At 50.8% G+C, this 19372-nt stretch carries 18 protein-coding genes; 8 read left to right on the plus strand and 10 right to left on the minus strand.

Annotation, left to right across the window (positions count from 1 at the left end; all coding sequences use genetic code 11):
* Positions 1–21 precede the first annotated feature (21 nt).
* Entirely contained in the window at positions 22–987 is a 966-nt protein-coding gene (locus BM258_RS15415; protein WP_090073757.1) for a Bug family tripartite tricarboxylate transporter substrate binding protein, read from the minus strand.
* Between the two features lie 39 nt (positions 988–1026).
* Entirely contained in the window at positions 1027–1488 is a 462-nt protein-coding gene (locus tag BM258_RS15420) for a tripartite tricarboxylate transporter TctB family protein (protein WP_090073759.1), read from the minus strand.
* A gap of 399 nt (positions 1489–1887) precedes the next feature.
* Between BM258_RS15420 and BM258_RS15425 the strand changes: the two genes are divergently transcribed.
* The 5 genes from BM258_RS15425 (at position 1888) to BM258_RS15445 (ending at position 6527) form a co-directional block, all read left to right on the plus strand.
* The gene (locus tag BM258_RS15425; protein WP_090073761.1) at positions 1888–3006 is read left to right on the plus strand and encodes an iron-containing alcohol dehydrogenase family protein; all 1119 of its coding nucleotides are present in this window, start codon (positions 1888–1890) and stop codon (positions 3004–3006) included.
* Positions 3007–3217: 211 nt separating this feature from the next.
* Entirely contained in the window at positions 3218–3934 is a 717-nt protein-coding gene (locus tag BM258_RS15430; protein ID WP_090073762.1) for an alanyl-tRNA editing protein, read from the plus strand.
* 324 nt (positions 3935–4258) lie between these two features.
* Complete coding sequence (locus tag BM258_RS15435; protein WP_090073764.1) at positions 4259–4606, plus strand: carboxymuconolactone decarboxylase family protein; 348 nt, start codon at positions 4259–4261, stop codon at positions 4604–4606.
* A gap of 219 nt (positions 4607–4825) precedes the next feature.
* Positions 4826–5674 (plus strand): 3-mercaptopyruvate sulfurtransferase, encoded by an 849-nt coding sequence (sseA, locus tag BM258_RS15440; protein WP_090073765.1) that lies wholly within the window; start codon positions 4826–4828, stop codon positions 5672–5674.
* Between the two features lie 202 nt (positions 5675–5876).
* Positions 5877–6527 (plus strand): outer membrane protein, encoded by a 651-nt coding sequence (locus BM258_RS15445; RefSeq protein ID WP_175528093.1) that lies wholly within the window; start codon positions 5877–5879, stop codon positions 6525–6527.
* A gap of 119 nt (positions 6528–6646) precedes the next feature.
* Here the strand turns inward: BM258_RS15445 and BM258_RS15450 are convergent, their stop codons facing one another.
* The 4 genes from BM258_RS15450 to BM258_RS15465 form a co-directional block, all read right to left on the minus strand.
* On the minus strand, positions 6647–7441 hold the full coding sequence (locus BM258_RS15450; RefSeq protein ID WP_090073768.1) for an amino acid ABC transporter ATP-binding protein: 795 nt from the start codon (positions 7439–7441) through the stop codon (positions 6647–6649).
* Between the two features lie 18 nt (positions 7442–7459).
* The gene (locus BM258_RS15455) at positions 7460–8764 is read right to left on the minus strand and encodes an amino acid ABC transporter permease (protein ID WP_090073770.1); all 1305 of its coding nucleotides are present in this window, start codon (positions 8762–8764) and stop codon (positions 7460–7462) included.
* Between the two features lie 9 nt (positions 8765–8773).
* Positions 8774–9967, minus strand: a complete 1194-nt coding sequence (locus tag BM258_RS15460; protein WP_090073772.1) for an amino acid ABC transporter permease — start codon at positions 9965–9967, stop codon at positions 8774–8776.
* Between the two features lie 154 nt (positions 9968–10121).
* Positions 10122–11138: an amino acid ABC transporter substrate-binding protein gene (locus tag BM258_RS15465; RefSeq protein WP_090073830.1), complete on the minus strand. Its 1017-nt coding sequence runs from the start codon at positions 11136–11138 to the stop codon at positions 10122–10124.
* Positions 11139–11460: 322 nt separating this feature from the next.
* On the opposite strand from BM258_RS15465, the gene metC reads away from it, so the two are divergent.
* Both metC and BM258_RS15475 read left to right on the plus strand, forming a co-directional pair.
* On the plus strand, positions 11461–12639 hold the full coding sequence (gene metC / locus BM258_RS15470; protein WP_090073774.1) for a cystathionine beta-lyase: 1179 nt from the start codon (positions 11461–11463) through the stop codon (positions 12637–12639).
* A 155-nt stretch (positions 12640–12794) separates the two neighbouring features.
* Positions 12795–13997: a hypothetical protein gene (locus BM258_RS15475; RefSeq protein ID WP_090073775.1), complete on the plus strand. Its 1203-nt coding sequence runs from the start codon at positions 12795–12797 to the stop codon at positions 13995–13997.
* Positions 13998–14004: 7 nt separating this feature from the next.
* On the opposite strand, the gene BM258_RS15480 is transcribed toward BM258_RS15475, so the two are convergent.
* From BM258_RS15480 to BM258_RS15495, 4 genes are all read right to left on the minus strand, one after another.
* A complete protein-coding gene (locus BM258_RS15480; protein ID WP_090073777.1) occupies positions 14005–14352 on the minus strand; it encodes a lipid-A-disaccharide synthase N-terminal domain-containing protein in 348 nt (115 codons plus the stop codon).
* A 33-nt stretch (positions 14353–14385) separates the two neighbouring features.
* Positions 14386–15180, minus strand: a complete 795-nt coding sequence (locus tag BM258_RS15485) for a glycosyltransferase family 2 protein (RefSeq protein WP_090073778.1) — start codon at positions 15178–15180, stop codon at positions 14386–14388.
* 155 nt (positions 15181–15335) lie between these two features.
* On the minus strand, positions 15336–16184 hold the full coding sequence (locus tag BM258_RS15490; protein ID WP_090073780.1) for a phosphatase PAP2 family protein: 849 nt from the start codon (positions 16182–16184) through the stop codon (positions 15336–15338).
* Between the two features lie 29 nt (positions 16185–16213).
* The gene (locus BM258_RS15495; RefSeq protein ID WP_090073781.1) at positions 16214–17965 is read right to left on the minus strand and encodes an ArnT family glycosyltransferase; all 1752 of its coding nucleotides are present in this window, start codon (positions 17963–17965) and stop codon (positions 16214–16216) included.
* A gap of 534 nt (positions 17966–18499) precedes the next feature.
* On the opposite strand from BM258_RS15495, the gene BM258_RS15500 reads away from it, so the two are divergent.
* Positions 18500–19369 carry a response regulator gene (locus tag BM258_RS15500; RefSeq protein ID WP_210186769.1) on the plus strand — a complete coding sequence of 290 codons (870 nt, stop codon included), beginning with the start codon at positions 18500–18502 and terminating at the stop codon, positions 19367–19369.
* Positions 19370–19372: the final 3 nt, after the last annotated feature.

The following is a 19372-nucleotide window of genomic DNA, read 5'->3' on the forward strand; positions in this document are numbered from 1 at the left end:
GGCTTGAGCAAGCAATTTGGCTTACTTGTTCATGCCCAGCATGCCGAGGTCTTCAAGAACCTTCTTGGCAACGTCACTGTCGTTGTGAACGCGCTTTTCGAAGGTTTCAGCGTCTTCGTAGGTTACGAATTCGCCCATGTCGGTCATCTTCTGAATGAATGCAGGGTCAGTTGCGACGGTTTTAACCGCGTCACGCAGCCATGCCAGAGCATCGGCGTCTACATTTTTCGGAGCGATCAGGCCTTTCCAGGAAGACCATGTGAAGTCAACGCCCTTTTCGACTGCCGTCGGGGTGTCGGGGAACAGGTCGATGCGTTTTTCTTCCATGACGAACAGAGGCGTCATCTGGCCAGCGTCAGCAGCAGCTTTGGCTTCTGCCGGTGAGGCAACCATGGCATCGATATGACCGCCGATGCAGGCTGTGCGGGCTTTGGAAGAGCCCTGGAACGGGATAGACTCGATCTTGATGCCGGCTGCTTCAGCGAATGCCTCTGCGGAGACCTGGTTGGCACCGCCAGCACCGGAGTTGCCGACTTGCGGCTTCTTGGATTTTGCATAGTCTACGAAGCTGTCAAAATCGGTGAACGGTGCGTCTTTACAAGCAACCATTACCTGCAGGGAACGAGCAAACAGACCAACAAAGTTGAAGTCGTCTACTTCATAGTCAGCGCCGCCAATATGTGGCTTGATGGCGATCGGACCCTGAGCAGCAGCGCCGAGGGTGTAACCATCAGGACGACCATGAACGGCTGCAGATGTACCGATAGCACCGCCTCCACCTGGCTGGTTACGGATAACCATCTGTTTGTCTTCGAAGTTCTTTTCGAAGATGTCAGCGAAGACACGCAGGGAAAGGTCGGTAGAGCCACCTGCGGAGTAAGGGACAATGACCTGAATAGGACGTGCCGGGAAATCTGCTGCGGAGACTGTGCCAGCGGCCATGACTGCGGCAGCTGCGACGGAAAGGGTGAGTAGTGATTTTTTCATTCTTTATCCTCCCGAGAATGAACGGTTTGGCTATAGGGTTTATGGCAGCCAGACCGACAGAAGTTCTGTGAAGCCATAATAGACGGCGAGTGTCATGATCACCGGGAACAGGGCAAAGACGAGCCAGCGTCTTTCGCCAAGCAACCAGAGACCAACGAAGAAGGTCACGAGTGTGGCTGGTATGTAGCCGATTGGATAAAATGCGATTGCATAGGCGACCAGAAGGAGTACGAAAGCCAGCATGATGAGCAAAGTGTGCGCATCAGGCATAGAAATGGTCTTGGCTTCTTCCCCACCCGCTTGGGCTTTGGCGCGAAAAATCAAAAGAAGAGATAAGAGCGCGGTGCCACCAATCATGAGCCATGGGACCATGGATGGGCCGGCAACTGAACTGCTCATGCCGCTTTTGATGTCCAGCGTTAGCCAGGCTGAGATAGCGCAGAAGATCAGCAAACCACTGCCAATCCACATGTCGCTTTTGGGTTCCGATACTGTCGACATTTAGTCCTCCAATTAGGGGCGAGGCTGGTTGGCCCCACAGGTCTCCTCGGACCTTGATGGCTACCATGCTTACAATCTGCCAATTTGTCAACTTAAATTGTATCGCCTAGCGAATAGTATAGGTACTTTTGTTGGCGTGTGTGAATTTTTAGTCCTTTACCGATGATAGAAAAGATCTTCTATATCATTGTAAAATAACATATAAATACAATTATTGGTTTGCAATGCTGGTATGCATTTCGTGTTTGGTGGTTTCAAAGTTCGGAATTTACATGTAAATACAAGATTGACAAATATTCTCTTTGAGCGCAATTTGGGCGCTGAGTTTAATAAAGAGACGGGTGTTTTCATTCGTTCATACAGATATCCGGAAGATCTTCGTTGGGAGGAATTCAACTGATGCTAACCCTTACATCTCCACTAGAAATGCAGTTTCCATCTGTCATCAGGTTTGGCGAAGGGACCATTGGTACCCTTGCTGACTGGATCAAGCAGAAGGGATATAAAGCCCCCTTCGTTGTCGCAGATGATGTCAATGTTGCGCGACTAGATCTTCTCGGGCTGGAAAATGTTACCTGTTTTGGTGATGTTGTGCCGGAACCTGATATTGCCAATATGGAAAAGGCTGTTGAGGCTGCCGCCGGTTGCGATGTCGTTATCGGGTTTGGTGGCGGGTCTGCCATGGATCTTGCCAAGCTTGTAGCTGTTCTCGTTTGGCAGGATGTCAAATTTGACGATATCTCAGGCCCTCACCGCGCCCTCCCCCGCAAAGTCGGCCTTGTTCAGATTCCGACGACTGCCGGTACTGGCTCTGAAGTTGGCACGCGCGCATTGGTGACCAATCCGGAAACCATGAGCAAGGTTGCAACGGAAAGCGTCCATATGCTGGCTGACCTGGCCATCGTCGATCCCACCATGACCATGACGGTTCCTGCCATGGTAACTGCGGCAACGGGTGTTGATGCTATGGCCCATTGCGTAGAAGCTTTCACGTCCAAACGCTCCCACCCGATCATCGATAGCTATGCGCTGCAGGGTATTGAACTTGTTGGTAAATATCTCAAACGTGCGGTTGAGGATGGTGCAGACGCAGAAGCCCGCACGGGCTTGGCTCTGGCTGCTTTTTATGGCGGTGTTTGTCTTGGTCCGGTCAATACGACCTCGGGGCATGCCATTTCCTACCCTCTGGGAACGCGCTACAAACTGGCGCATGGCATCGCAAATGCGCTGATTTTCCCGCATACGCTGGCTGCCAATGCACCGGCTGCACCTGAGAAGACCGCTAAGGTTTGCAAGGCTCTGGGCTTCACCGGCACCACGACACCAGATGTTCTGGCAGGGGCTCGTTCTTTCTGCGAAGCGCTTGGGCTTGACATGCGTCTACGCGCACATGGCGTGCCAGAAGAAGACCTCGCTTCCATGGCGAAAGAAGCGCACGACATTCGTCGCCTGCTCGACTGGAACCCTGTTGATTTGTCTGTTGCCGATATCGAGGCGATCTATCGTCAGGCTTACTAAGCAATAAGCAACCATTCTGGTTCACTTCCTCCCTTGTGAACCAGCTGAGCGCTCTCTTCAGTCCTCCAAGACAGAGAGCGCTTTTTTTTGCCATTTTTCTTGGTGAGATGACGTCGATTGCAGTCCCTTGCTCTTCTCTCATGGCCGTGCAACAGTTTGAATACTGCAGTCCTGCAAACAATTTTCATAGACAATTTGTGAGGCAATTCCCGTGACCAAAGATCTGTTTCGTGATGACTCTTACCTGACCGGCTGCGAAGCCAAGGTCGTTGATATAAGGGAAGATGGATCCATCGTTCTGGATCAAACCGTATTCTACGCCATGGGGGGTGGGCAGCCTGGGGATGCGGGCGTTCTTACAGCGGCCGATGGCACAAAGGTCGATGTCGCAACGACGTTAAAAGACAAGGAAAGTTCTGATATTCTTCATGTTCCGGCCGAAGGTCAGGGCCATTCATTGTCTGTGGGCGACACTGTGAGTTGTGAAATCAATTGGGATCTGCGCTATAAATATATGCGCTTTCACACGGCTCTGCATTTGCTCTCTGTTGCAGTTCCCTACCCCGTGACTGGTGGTCAGGTCGGTGAAAAGGAAGCGCGCCTCGATTTCAAGTTGCCCGATCCTGATTTTACAAAAGAATCTCTCACCGAAATGCTAATGAAGCTCATCAATCAGGATCACGAGGTCTCAACCCGTTGGATCTCTGATGAAGAGCTTGATGCCCAGCCAGATCTTGTGAAGACCATGTCTGTTCAGCCGCCGCGTGGGTCTGGCAAAGTGCGTCTGGTTGCAATTGGCGACGTGGATTTACAACCCTGTGGCGGGTCTCATGTCAAGAAAACATCCGAGATTGGTGCCGTTGTTGTGTCCAAGATTGAAAATAAGGGTAAACAGAATCGCAGAATTCGAATCAAATTCGCCGACTGAATATAAAGTTGGGCTGGGCTTCATTTAGTACTGTCTCAATTATTGAGACTGGCTTGCGTCTCTTTATCGCGATATTGTTAGTTCAAAACTGGACGCGCCCCGTCCAATCATATGTTAAACAGCGTTATAGTGTTCAGCAGATGCCTGAGATGGACAGGTGTTGATTATGCGCATTCGGGGAATCATAAATCCAAGTTTTAAACAAGCAGAACAAATACTCAATATTTGTACCTGAATATGTTTGAAACTATTGAAATAACATGCAGGAGCGCGTAATACATTAGTCGACCATCATGGTTCACAATTCTAAAAATGAGGTTCGTAATGGCTTCCGATTACAAACAAATGATGAAAGACGTTTCTTCGCAGGTTGCGGTTCTGAAAAAGGACCAGCCAGACACCATCGCCGGATTCTATGCCATGGCTGGTGGAGCGACCAAGAATGGCGCGCTTGACGAAAAGACCAAAGAGCTGATCACCCTGGCAATTGCTGTTGCCTTGCGCTGCGAGCCTTGCATGGCTTTCCATACTGCTGCATTGGTTCGCCTTGGTGTCACCAAGGAAGAACTCGAAGAAACACTCGGTTGCGCCATTTATATGGGCGGCGGCCCGGCTCTCATGTATTCTGCCCATGCAATGGAAGCATTCGAACAGCTTTCCAAAAAGGATTAATCGATCCGGCAGTTCGAGTAATTTTCAAAGACAGAAAGGTCGGCCTGCGCCGGCCTTTTTTGTGTTTGGTCGTCAGCGCTGGGTCGCTCTTTCTTTTTAGTCGTGATTTGTTGTTTGCAAAGATGGTGTCTGCCATTGAAAAAATGCTATGCATTGGAATGACTTGTCACCGCTCTTGGCGGCAGCTTGTCGTCAGAGGAAAAGTGTCGGAGAATAAACATGGCTGAGCGTACGAACTGGTTGGTGGATTCGGAATGGTTGGAAGCGCATCTGGATAGCCCTGATGTCGTTATTCTAGATGGCTCCTGGTATTTGCCTCAGCTTGAACGTGATCCTAAGGCCGAATTCAGGCGTGCGCATATTCCGGGTGCGCTGTTTTTCGATATTGACGAAATTGCAGACTTGTCTACGGATTTGCCGCACATGTTGCCAAGTGCAGAATTGTTTAACGCCGAAGTCTCTAAAATGGGAATCAGTGATGGCCAAACCGTGGTTGTTTATGATGGGCTGGGACTAAGCTCCGCACCGCGCCTTTGGTGGACCTTCCGCGTTATGGGTGTCAAAGACGTTTATATCCTTGATGGGGGGCTGCCGAAATGGAAGGCTGAGAAAAGGCCGGTTACGGATGAGATCCGACCACGCGCGCGCGGTCGTTTCAATGCACAGTTGGACCATGGGGCCGTGCGCAATTTTGATGACATGCTCAAGGCGATCAAGGATGACGGCGTAGAGATTGTTGATGCGCGCTCGGAAGAACGTTGGCGTGGGATTGCACCTGAGCCCCGCCCTCACCTGTCCTCTGGTCGCATGCCTGGCTCAAAGAATGTTCCCTTCAACGGCCTTATCGATGATAACGGCCAATTGAAGGATGTTGCGTTTTTGAAAGAGCGCTTTATTGAGGCCGGTGTCGACCTGTCCAAGCCCATCATCACCTCGTGCGGTTCGGGTGCGACAGCTGCGATCCTCTTTCTGGCACTCGACACAATGGGGCAGAAAAAGCTTTCACTTTATGACGGTTCTTGGACAGAATGGGCCTCAAGGGACGATAGCATCATCGAAAAAGACTAGCATTTTTACGGTTTTCCACCGGATAACTTCATAATTTTGCTTTGATTTGACGGTTTCAGCATGACAGATGTTGCAAAGTTGTCACGGCGGAGTGTCGTCACATTTATGGCTTATTTCGACCACTTTAGGAACAAGTCTCACTGCTAAACGTTAGTCTCTTACGTAATTCACACGAGAAGACAACAAACTAGCGGTGATGAATATGAAAAGAGTAATTATTTCAAGTGCGGTTGTTTTGATGGCTGCGACCGGGGCCAGCATGGCTGCTGACCTGCCGCAATCTGATCCCTACGTAGCGCCTCCGGCTCCGGCTGAGGTCATGGCGGGTAATCCATGGGAAGGTGCTTATGCCGGTGTTGCACTTGGCGGCATCTGGAGCGAAACCAACTCCAATGGCGGTTCTGCTTCTGTGGATGGGGACGGTATGACACTTGGTGGTTATGCTGGTTACAACATGGTTTATGATCATGTCGTGTTCGGCCCTGAATTGCTCGCCAACTACAATACTATCAACGACAAAAGCGCAACCACTCGCTTTGAAAGCAACTGGGACGCCGAATTGCGCGCCCGCGCAGGCTATGATATGGGCTTCTTTATGCCTTATGCAGCCGTTGGCGTTGGTTTTCAGGATGCTGAACTCACCAACCTTGCAACGGATGCAAATGACGACAATGTCCATACCTTTGTCGGTCTGACCGGTGGTGTGGAAGCCATGGTTGCTGAAAATGTATCCATGCGTGCAGAGGCCGGTTACCGTTGGTCTGATGACAAAACCTACAATATCGGTGGTGCCAGCACCAAGACAGATATTGATGGCGCGGTGGCAAAAGTTGGCCTGACCTATCACTTCTAAGATCGCGCTATTTGCGACAGAGCCTGATTGGCTCACCTGACCTTTGTATTTTGAAAAAAAGAGCCCGGGCATTTGCCCGGGCTCTGTTGTTTCTGCCAAGATTATCCAGAGGTTTGTTTCTAGTGAAGAATCTGGCTAAGGAACAGCTTGGTGCGTTCATGCTGAGGATTGGTAAAGAATTCCTCAGGCTCGTTCTGTTCAACGATCTGGCCTGCATCCATGAAGATCACGCGGTTGGCGACCTGCCGGGCAAAACCCATTTCGTGGGTCACACAGAGCATGGTCATGCCTTCTTCGGCCAAAGAGACCATAACGTCGAGCACTTCCTTGATCATTTCAGGGTCAAGGGCTGATGTCGGCTCATCGAACAGCATGATGCGCGGATTCATGCAAAGCGAGCGAGCGATCGCCACACGCTGTTGTTGACCACCGGAAAGCTGTCCGGGATATTTCAGGGCCTGCTCCGGAATCTTGACGCGTTCCAGATAGTGCATGGCAATCTCTTCGGCTTCCTTCTTGGGCATATTGCGTACCCAGATTGGAGCCAGCGTCAGGTTTTCCAAGATTGTTAGATGCGGGAAAAGGTTGAAGTGCTGGAACACCATGCCCACTTCCCTGCGGATCTCGTCGATCTTTTTCAAGTCGTTGGTCAACTCGATACCATCGACAATAATTTTGCCTTCCTGATGCTCTTCAAGACGGTTGATGCAGCGGATCATCGTCGATTTGCCCGAGCCGGAAGGACCGGCAATTACGATGCGTTCGCCACGCATGACTTTCAAATTGATGTCTCTGAGTACATGGAAGTCACCGTACCATTTGTTCATACCATCGATTTCGATGGCAACATCGGTCTCGGAGATTTGCATTTTTTTGACTTCGGCCGGAGACGCTTCGACTGCGTTGTCACTCATTTTATTACTCCTGACTGCTTATCGTTTATGACCGGTGTGCAGCCGGTTTTCCATGAAGATTGAATATCGGGACATACCGAAGCAGAAGATCCAGAAGGTCATAGCTGCAAAGAGGTAACCCGTATGTGATGTAACAGGGGTCGACCAGGTTGGATCAGTGAAGGAGGATTGTACCTGCCCCAGAAGATCGAACAGACCAATGATCAAAACCAGTGTCGTATCCTTAAATAGCCCGATGAATGTGTTCACGATGCCCGGAATGACGAGTTTGAGAGCCTGCGGCATAATGATCAAGCCGGTAGACTGCCAGAATGTCAGACCAAGAGCGTCTGCCCCTTCATACTGTCCTTTGGGTATGGCTTGCAAGCCTCCTCGAACGACCTCCGCCATATAGGCAGCGGAGAAAAGGGCCACACCGATCAACGCACGCAACAACTTGTCGAAATTGACGCCTTCCGGCAGGAAAAGCGGAAGCACGACAGACGACATGAAGAGCACCGTAATGAGTGGTACGCCGCGCCAGAACTCGATAAAGATTATCGACACCAAGCGGACAACCGGCATCTGGGATCTGCGGCCAAGTGCCAGCACGATCCCCAAAGGCAAGGATGCCACAATGCCGGTGATCGCAATGACCAGGGTAACAAGGAATCCGCCCCAGTTTGCCGTTTCAACGGGTTCCAGTCCGAAATCGATGGACATGACCGCATAAATGATGGCAATGCCGACTCCGATGGCCGACAGGGTCAGAAGAACCGGCTTCATCTTGCCTTGCGTGGCATAGGTGATCAATGCTCCCAATCCCAGAATAATCGCAAAGCCGATGATGAAGCCCAGAATGTGATCTTCAAAGGACAGATTGCCACCCGTCAGCAGGATGAATGTCATGACCGGGAATACCAGCAGCATGAACAGAACATTGGCCCGCTTGAAGGGAATAGACGGGATAAGTGCTGGAATGAGACCTAATGCACCGACGATGAAGACGATATTGACGCGCCAGATTTGGTCGTCAGGATAGCGTCCATAGACGAACTGCGGGAAGTAGGCCTTTACATAGGCCCAGCAGGCACCATGAGCAGCGCCATTGGCGATGCAGGCTTCACGATCGGAGCCTTCCCAAACTGCATTGAGGAGGGCGAAGGGAATGATTGCGCTCAGGATCTGATAGATCACAAAGATACCGAACAGCGTCAATAAGGCATTCGGGATCGAGGATAGGAGATTCTGATGCATCCAGTAGAGCGGCCCTTGCGATGAAATCGGCGCAGATCGCTCGTCGAGCATTTCCTTACGGACAAAGGAGAATGGTTTTTGTGACATGAGGTTCTCCTATCTCTCTACCAACGCAATGGACCGGTTGTACCAGTTCATCAGGATCGATGTTAACAGCGAGATACTGAGATAGACGATCATCCAGACGGCAATAACTTCGATCGCCTGCCCTGTCTGGTTGAGCACCGTGCCGCCTACCGAAACGATATCGGGATAAGCGATGGCAACGGCCAGAGAGGAGTTCTTCGTCAAGTTTAGATATTGGCTGGTGAGTGGCGGAATGATGACCCGCATGGCCTGAGGAATGATGACCAGACGCAAGGTCGGACCATTGCGCAAGCCCAAGGCGTGGGCCGCTTCCGTTTGGCCATGGTTCACAGCAAGGATACCCGCGCGAACAATCTCGGCAATGAAGGCGCCGGTATAGATCGTCAAAGCCAGCAGCAAGCCGACAAATTCGGGAATGACCTTCATGCCACCTTTGAAGTTGAAGCCTTTGAGCTGCGCATAATCGTAGCTGACGGGCATGCCGGAGACGAGATAGGCTAGAAATGGTAGAATTATAATGAGTCCCAGACTGGTCAGAAAGGCCGGGAACCGTTGACCGGTTGCCATTTGTCGGCGTTTTGCCCAAATGCTGATGCCTATGCTGGCGACAATTGCAATGACAAGTGCCAGCAGAATACTCCCTGATCCATCTTCAAAAACAGGGCGCGGCATGTAGAGCCCGCGGTTGTTGAGGAAGAATGTATCAAATATCGATGATGACTGCTTGGGATGCGGCAGTGAGCGCAAAACTGCGAAGTACCAAAAGAAAAGCTGCAGCAACAAAGGAATGTTGCGCACGATTTCAATATACATCGTAGCGAGTTTTGAAATGACCCAGTTGTTGGAGAGCCGTGCAACACCCATGACAAAGCCAACGATCGTGGCAAGAAAAATGCCGATCACGGCGATCAAAAGCGTATTCAAAAGCCCCGCGAGCAATGCTTGCCCGTAGGTAGATGTTGCGGAAAGGTCGATAAGGGTCTGGTTCGGCAAAAAGCCAGCGGTGTTTCCCAGAAAACCGAACCCGGAAGCAATATTTTGTTTTTCCAGGTTATGGGAGGCGTTTTGAACGATGCTCCAGAAAAAATATACGAGCCCGGCGACCAGCAAGAGCTGATAAATAATGCCTCTTACCTTCGGATCGTTGAATATCGATCCTTTGGCAGAGCTTCGCTCGGCGGTCTGTTGAGGTTTAGCAGCCATATTATCCTCGTGTGACACCGACCTATCTAAAAAGGCCGATCTATCGAGTGCGACATCCAAACAGTATGCGCGTTTAGATTTTGTTATTCTTTAGATGACGCTTATAAAAAACCCCGGCGGACGGTTTTGTCCTGCCGGGGATCTTTATTGCCAATTAGCGGATAGGCGGTGCGTACTGGAAGCCACCGTTAGACCACAGGGCATTTACGCCGCGGGAAATTTTCAGCGGAGTATCCGGACCTACGTTGTTATCAAAGATTTCAGCGTAGTTACCAACCTGCTTGATGATGTTGTAAGCCCAGTCGTTGGACAGACCGATATTTTCGCCGAAAGCACCTTCAACGCCGACAAGACGACGGATTGCAGGGTTTTTGCTTTCTTTCATTTCTTCAACATTGGCGGAAGACACGCCGAGTTCTTCAGCGTTGATCATGGCGAAAAGAGACCATTTCACGATGTTGAACCATTCGTCGTCGCCCTGACGGACAACTGGGCCGAGAGGCTCTTTGGAAATGATTTCTGGCAGAACAATATGTTCGTCAGGGTTGGTGAGTTTCAGACGCTGTGCATAGAGACCGGAAGCGTCAGTGGTGTAAACGTCGCAACGACCGCTGTCATAAGCCTGAACAACTTCGTCAGACTTTTCGAACTGAACCAGTTCGAGCTGCATGTCATGAGAGCGGAAATAGTCGGTAACGTTCAGCTCGGTGGTGGTGCCGGTGTTGGTGCAAACAGAAGCGCCATCAAGCTCCAGAGCAGAAGTGATCCCCAGAGATTCACGAACCATGAAGCCCTGACCATCATAATAGTTCACACCAGCGAAGTTCAGACCCAGAGATGTGTCACGGGTCATGGTCCAGGTGGTGTTACGGGAAAGAAGATCAATTTCGCTGGATTGCAGAGCAGTGAAACGCTCTTTAGCAGACAGCGGGGTGTATTTAACAGCAGTAGCATCGCCAAATACGGCAGCAGCAACAGCGCGGCAAACGTCAACGTCGATGCCGGTCCAGTTGCCCTGATCGTCCGGGTTGGAGAAGCCTGGCAGACCCTGGCTAACACCGCACTGAACAGCGCCTTTGGCTTTAACATCTTCAAGGGTTGTTGCGCTGGCAGCGGACGCGCCTACAGCCATGGCAGAACCCATAAGTACGGAAATAAGAACTTTCTTCATTTTGCAGCCTTCGTTTGTTGCCCAAATAAGAATAGGATTGTCTCGATAAGTTTCAGATAGCAATGGATTGCATGAGCAGCCCATGCCCCTGTCGTTTTTGTTGGCCAAGCGTTAAATATACCGTTTGACAGGGGGTATCTCAGAAAATTATTGCACTTGGGTCAAGAGGCAAAATACAGACATGCGGACAATAAGACGAATTTCGCACGAAAATTGTGCACGGATGTCGTAAAACTGAAACTATCTGTTCTTTTTTATGGTTTTAGCAGTTAAATATGCTGAACTTCAAACGGACTAACAGTGCCAGGAGGGCCAAATAAAAATGGCTAAAAACGAAAAATGCACAAAAAACTATCACACTGACACAAGATTAGTCACTACCGGACGAAACCCGGAAGAAAATGATGGTTTTGTAAATCCACCCGTGATTCATGGATCTACCGTAATCTTCAAGTCTACAGAAGAACTTTACTCTGGCAAGGCTAAGTATTCTTACGGGCGCAGAGGAACCCCCACGACCAATGCACTGCGTGATGCTTTAACGGATCTAGAAGGTGCGGCTGGAACAGTTCTGGTGCCGTCCGGGTTGGCTGCCTGTTCGCTGGCCTTGCTTGCTGCCTGTAAAAGTGGTGACCATGTCTTGATCACCGATAGCGCCTACGAGCCGACACGGCATTTTGCTGACACGGTGCTTATTTCCATGGGCGTCGAGGTTGATTACTATGACCCTCTGATCGGCGCTGACATCGGGACGCTCTTTAAGGACAACACCAGTGCGGTATTTACTGAAGCGCCCGGCTCCCAGACCTTTGAGATGCAGGATATTCCTGCGATCGTGAAAGCGGCTCATGCACGCGATATTCTGGTCCTGCTCGACAACACCTGGGCTTCGCCGCTCTATTTCGACAGCATGGGGCATGGCGTTGACATGACCATTCAGGCGGGCACAAAATATATTGTTGGTCACTCTGATGTCATGCTGGGCGCGGTTTCTGCCAATGAAAAAGCATGGCCACGTCTGGAAGCCGTGCATGGGGCCATGGGATATCATGTGGGGCCGAATGACGTTTATCTCGCCTTGCGTGGCCTAAGGACAATGGGGGTGCGTTTGAGGCAGCATCAGGAGAGTGCTCTTGAGATTGCCAAGTGGCTTGAGGCTCGTCCTGAAGTGGATCGCGTTCTTTATCCGGCGCTCGAAAGCGATCCGGGACATGCCATCTGGAAACGGGACTTCAAGGGTGCTTGCGGGCTTCTGGGCGTTGTGCTTAAGGACTGCACGCAAAAGCAGGCCTTTGCTTTCATTGATGCGCTGGAGCTGTTCGGGCTCGGCTTCAGTTGGGGTGGTTTTGAGAGCCTCATCACCTATGTTGATCCGCGTAGCTACCGCACGGCAACCTCATGGGACGAGCCAGGCAAATTGATCCGACTGCATGTCGGGCTGGAAGATGTTGCTGATTTGAAAGAGGATCTGGAAAAGGGGTTTGCAGCGCTCAAGATCTAAAGTTCAATTGTCGTCGCGTTCAAGATAAGCGGGTTGCCTTACCGGTGATCCGCTTTTGTTTTGGAACAATTTCCCTGTCCGGGCGTTATCTTAAGGTAGTTTGTCTTGTGGTTATCGTGACTTCCGACAAGCTGCGTTTATCTGAGACAAAGTCCATGACACAAATAGCCTTTTTTGTAGTAGCGATAGCCGTCGTCGTTTTTCTGGAATTTTCTAATTTTTCTCGTAGTAAAGAGTGGCAAGCAACCATAACACCTCTGGCATCCATTGTTGGAAGTGGGTTTCTTGTTTCAGCGCCGCTGCTTGTTCGATCATTTGGTGGATTTGCTGCCCCGGCCATGATGGTCCTTGTCTTACTGGCTTTTTTCTTCGGCTGGGCAATTCGTTACAATATTGTCGTTGTTGAAAGCGAGTTGGATAAGGGCCGTGATAAGCTCCTCTCGTCCATGGAAGAACTAAGCCATATTATTCTCGCTTTTGCCTATTTCATATCTGTCGCATATTATTTGTCCCTATTGGGGAGTTTCCTGCTCACGTCTTTCGGCATCCGTAGCAATCACTGGGGCACAGTTATCGCTTTGGGGCTGCTTTTAGGTATCGGTATTCTAGGGTGGTCAGGCGGAGCAGAGAGGGTTGCAAGGCTTGAACGATTTGCGACAACCTTCAATCTCGCAGTGATTGGAGGGTTTCTGGCTTCCCTCGCAGTGTTGAATTCACAAATAATACTTGATGGAAGTGCATTTTCCGCAGTCGCTGGAAAGCTGTCCACGGCCTCTATTCCTGTGCTACTAGGCCTTTTGGTCGTTGTGCAAGGATTTGAGACGACCCGGTTTACCGGAGGGCGCTTCAAGGCGGATACACGGACAAAGGCGATGAGAGACGCGCAACTTATTTCCGGTATTATTTATCTTGTCTTCTTTTTGCTGTTGTTGCCTCTTTACAAAGATTTGCAACAAGGAGAAGGCGTAGCCGCTGTGATTACCGTCGCCGGTTCTGTTGGACTGATCTTGCCTGCAGCTCTAACGATTGCTGCGATGGGGAGCCAGATATCGGCGGCTCTTGCAGATGGTATTGGCAATGTCGGTCTCATTCGAGAAGTAACGCACGGCAAGGTAGACGCCAGACATGCCTATCTTCTGGTGACAGTGATCGGCATGGGTATATTGCTGGCAACCAATGTAAATGAGGTCATTTCTCTTGCCAGTCGTGCATTCGCTTTATTTTATGCTCTCCAGTGCTTCGTGGCTTTCGAGGCTGCCAGGAAGCGACCGCAGGACAAATGGCGCAGTTTCGCTTTTTTGATGCTTGCAATCGTCGCGACCGCGATCTTTATGTTTGGTCACGCCGCTGCGGCTTGATGCATTGCTATTCGACGGGCGTATTTTCCATCAACTTCTTGGCTTTGTGTTCCTTGAAGATCAGCCAAACATTGCGAAGATAGATCAGCAGGCCTGCCCCCTGCCCCACAATAAATACAGGATCGGCCCGTTTGAGCGCATAGATGAACAACAGGGCACCTCCGCCGATGGAAAAAAACCAGAAAGCGACGGGCATAATGGACTTGCCGGCGCGCTCACTGGCAATCCACTGGACCACGAAGCGCATCGTAAACATGGCCTGAGCCACAAAACCAAGGACCAGCCAGACATCCCACTGCGCGACAAAAACAGTATTGAGCCAGACTTGAATGTCATTCCACAAAGTTGAGTGCATCAAAGGGTCTTTCTAAGCAATCTTGCGCGAAGGTTAGTGCTGATCATTGCCAGAGGCATCTGAAGAGGTGTCGGGGCTGAGGTCGATTTCGGTGATAACAGGAATTTTCTTACGACGCTTGCGCAGCCAGAGAACACCAAACAGGTCGATGATGCCAACCCAAAGGCGATCGAAAATACCATATTTGGAAACGCCGTGACTGCGCCCGCGGTCAATCACATCGATATGGACCACCTTCAATCCTTCGCGTACGACCAAGGCGGGCAGAAAACGGTGCCATGCTTCAAAGAATGGCAGATTGAGAAAAACCTGCCGGCGGATAACCTTGAGACCGCAACCGGAATCGCGGGTGTTGTCCTTGAGCATGGACTGGCGGATCTTGTTCGCAAGGCGTGAGCCATGCTTTTTGACAAAGCCATCCGTACGTTTCATACGCTGCCCCGCAGCCAGAGCATGATCGGGACCCCCTGCTTTGAGGGCGTCAATCATCTGGGGGAAGAAGGCCGGATCATTCTGGCCGTCACCGTCAAGGGTTGCGATGAATTCCCCCTTGGCGAGCAGAAGCCCCGTACGCACGGCGTTGGACTGCCCGCAGGAGGCTTCGTGACGCACGTGACGCAGCCACGGGCGGGTTGCAGCTGCTTCTTTCAGAAAAGGCCCTGTATCGTCTGTCGAGCCATCATCCACGATAATCAGTTCGAATGCGCGCTCTTTAAGGGCTGCATGCACTTCGTCGATGAGAAAAGCCAGATTCTCTCTTTCATTCTTGCATGGAATAACCACACTGACTTCAAGGGTGTGATTGAGCGGTGGCAAGGTGGATAGCATGGCGCATTCCCGACGCTGAGTATGGTTTCGATAAGTCTTGCATCGTCGTCTGAATGCAATCCGGCCATATCATTAGCCCAGAGAATGCGACAGCTTTAAGATGCTCAGCCTTGCGAGGTGATCATTTCGGCACTTTATGCCGAGTTGCTCACTCTTTAGGCTTTTTGCACTAGCATGTGAAGAGCTTTCATGAGTTTGGCAAAGGAAAATCCGCCGGTTTTTGGCAATCTGATTAATCCCTCTTGCGCGCGAAACAACAGCCTGCGTTTTGTGCTGTATTTGGCAAGGAGCCATGTAAAAACCGCGCCATAGACAAATCCTGCAACAATATCTGACGGATAATGCGCGCCCACGACAACGCGCGAAAAGGCAATCCAGAGCCCGGCGGCGATCCAAAGCCATTTAAGGCGCGGAAACAACAGCGTAAGAGCAATGGCCATAGCGCCAGCCGTTGTGGAATGGCCAGAAGGAAAGCTCTGAAAGGAGGACGCAAATCCGGGTGAATTGAAATAGTGGGCGCCAAACTCCTCGAAATAGCGGGGTCTGCCGCGGCCAAAGAGTATTTTCAGGATATTGTTCGACAGCCCTGCCCCGGCAACAGCGATAAAGATGAAAAGCCCCGCCAATTGTATCTGGCAAAGGGCGGCCTTTGCACCAAGGCTCAGGCGTTGCCATGGAAGCAGCGCTGTAATGAGAACCGCGAGGCCCGATGGCACGAGATAATTCTCAGATTTGCCCCAGCGTGTCACGCTTTGGAAAAGATCGTAGGTTTCTTTTGAGAGCGTTGCTTTCCAATGGCCAGCCGCCTCATCGACAAAGAGCATGCCCAGAGCGATGAAGCTCAAAGTCACCACCAGAACCAACACCCAATCGGGCTCCTTGATGGTCGGGTCATACCGTTTCGACCTGGCATGGAAAGCGCGTACGGCTCTTAGAGTCGAAAAGGCAGAATACTGGCTTTTCAACTGGACGAGCGCGGTTTTTACACGAGTAAACAGGGACATATGCCTTTTCGTCTCAATCCTTGCTTTTCTTACATCTTATAGCGATAGAGGCCGAAACTCTGCCATTTGCCACCATTGAGTTTATAGCCCTCAACGGTTGCTGCTTGTTCAAAGTCTCCTCTTCTATCCCCCAACGCCTCGAGGAAGGCAGGTTGTTGCTGCTGTTCAACAATTGCGAGGCGACATCCCGCTTCCTTTACGAAGTCGGCAGCACCTTTGCCATTGGTCAGCAATGTGTCTGTTCCGATGAGGAAGACAAGGCTCGGCTCGCTATAGCCCGCACTGGCCACTTCAACGCTCTCGCAAGGCTTGACCATATTGACGCTTTCCTGCAGCTGGTTTGATATCCAGACAGAACGCAATTGAGGGAAAATGGTTCCATGCAGCGAGAGATACAGAACAGGCGCTGTAAGGCACGCAAGTGTGAAGGCAGCCATTACGCGGCCGCGTGTCAACACGGCATAGCTGAGCAACCCAAGACCGGCCGCCACAAGTCCAAGACCGAAGGCAGCGGGGTTGATGATCCCTTCAATGAAAATCAGACCGATGGGAGCACCCAGCCCCAGAATGACTGCGACAATGGGAATGAGTAGGGAGACAATACGTCCCCACAGGCTCGCCCAACTGGTAGCGCGGGCCTCAAGCGCTTCTGCCATAAGAATGGCAAGCGCAGGCATTGCGGGCAACACATAGTGTGGCAGCTTTGTCGGAACGAGTTCGAAAATGATCCAGGTAGGCAAGAGCCACGCCAGAGCAAAGAATACCGTCCGCTGCGCCCGTTGTTTCCAAATCCAGACGACGGACAAAATGAAAAAGACGGAGATAGGCCAGAAAGTGCCGATGCTGGCCGCAAGATAGGTGCCCGGAGGAGCGCCATGGGATTCTTTGCCGGAAGCGACCTTGGCCATCATGTCCTTGCCGATGGAATCCATGTAGAAGGCCCAATCGGTTTTGATGCCGATTGCCAGAAACCACGGAATGGTTATGACAAGGAACAGCGGGAGGCCATATTTCCAGCCAGAGCCCTTCAGCCAACCAACAGATCGCTCCCGAATGGAAAGAATGATTATGGTCATGATGCTGACCATCAGGATGATCGGTCCTTTGATCAAAACGCCGAAGGCAAGAGCGACCCAGAGTAAGGCGCCCTTCCCTTTGCTCAAGCCACTCCGCAGATCATACATTTCCCAAAGGAGCCACTGCACGGCCAGAATTGTGGCGAGCAGCATGGCGTCCGTTTTGGCCAGCCGCGCTTCGACACCCAGCAATATGGCTGCGGCCATACCAAGGCCGGCGAGAAAGCCGCTGCGCACAGATCCCATGCGCATGCCGACAAGGAAGGTCAAGCCAACGCTGAGCATGGCTCCGGCAAGTGACGGGATGCGGTAGGCCCAAATCGGGGCGTCCCAGTCCTGTCCCGTCGCCTTGACGCTGGCCACTTGCAGCCAATAGATGCCGACCGGCTTTTTGTAGCGTGTCTCATCCTGAAAGCGGATGTCGACATAGTCTCCGGTTTCCATCATCTGTTTTGAGGCCTGAGCGAAGCGGGCTTCATCACGATCAACTGGCGGAATGGAATTGAAGCCGGGCAGAAAACAAACAAGCGCAAAAAGCATCAGTGCTATGAAGGCCTTGGTGCGCGAAGAGCAAAGCGATGACAGATGATGCTCGATGGAATCGCTTAAGGATGTGATCCAGTCCGCTTCAGGCTTTTGCGGACCCGTGGTCTGATAGCCGGGAGGACTGTTTGGATCGACAGAAAATGGGCCAAAATCTGACATGGATGTCTCCTAGAATGCTATTCAGCTCCAGCGTATAAATGGGACTGGTGTTTGTTGTTTAGCGGATTTCGAGTGGGTTGGACAGAGCTCTTGCCCATTCGGGATGAAAAAGCTTGGTATGACATGTCCCCTCTGCCCAACAATTACAATATATGAAATTCGGGTGCTCTCGCGTTCGAAGAAGCGTGGCTGTGAGGGGTGCCGATTATGAAAAATGAGGCGAATTGCGTGTAGGAAATTTTGGAATATGGACAGGGATGTATAAATATATTTAGCACTCAATGGTGGTTTGGTTTGGGCCTATTCCGACTATTTATAGAAAATTATTCCATAAAATTCAATGCTTTACACTAAATATTGTGCTTGTTTTGATTGCGTAACTCAAAACCTAGTAGGGTGTGGTATGATCTTTTTATCTAAACCGGAACAATTGTGGTCATGAAATAGTAATTTTTGTTTTTTATGTCAAAAGCACTCAGCCAACCTACTGGCCCTTCCTATTTACCAATATTTTTTGCGCTAGAGCGAAATGATATGATTTCTCCGAAAAAGGTTCAGCAAGAACCCCATGTTCTTCACAAGATGCTTCGGGTGCTTGTTGCCGATGATAGCGCGATTACGCGCGATGTTATTCGACGCGGCATTCTGGCTTTCAAGAATGATCATTATCTGGACGTCACCTTTGTGGCGGATGGCGCGGAAGCGCTAAAGGTTCTGAAGTCTAAAAAGATCGATGTCGCCTTTATCGATATCCATATGCCGGGCCTGACCGGTCCACAGCTTGTTTCCGAATTACCGAATACGGTTTCCAAAGAATGCTTGACCATCGCCATCTCTGGACGAATGGATGAAAAGTCTGAAGCCGTTCTGAAGGAATTTGGCGCTTATCATTTTATGCAGAAGCCGTTCAAAGCGCAGGATGCTGCTGATGTTTTCATGACTTATATCGTCATGACACAGACCTATCGCATTCTCGTTGTTGACGATTCTGCTACGATGCGAAAACTGACGAAGAAGATCCTTGGGAAAAGCCGGTTCGGCTTTGAAGTCATAGAAGCAGACAGTGCCCGTACCGCACTACAGGCAATCGTCGCCGAGCGCCCTAACCTTATTCTGACAGATTTTCATATGCCGGATGTTGACGGGTTGGAGCTTGCGGGCATGATCCGCAGTGTTTCGGAGCGCATTGGCATCTATATGATGTCGACGAGCGACACCGATCATCTGGAGCGGTCTGCCGCCTTTGTTGGCATCACCGGTTTCCTGAAAAAGCCCTTCACGGCGGCCGATATCGATAGCATCATGCACAAAAGGCTCGATCTCGATACGCCCAAATTTGGCAAGACGAGACCCATGTTCACCTTCCTTGAGCGACCAGTGAATAGCAATCAGGTCTTTATCTAAGCT

The sequence above is a fragment of the Cohaesibacter marisflavi genome, assembly GCF_900115225.1.
GTDB classification, from domain to species: domain Bacteria; phylum Pseudomonadota; class Alphaproteobacteria; order Rhizobiales; family Cohaesibacteraceae; genus Cohaesibacter; species Cohaesibacter marisflavi.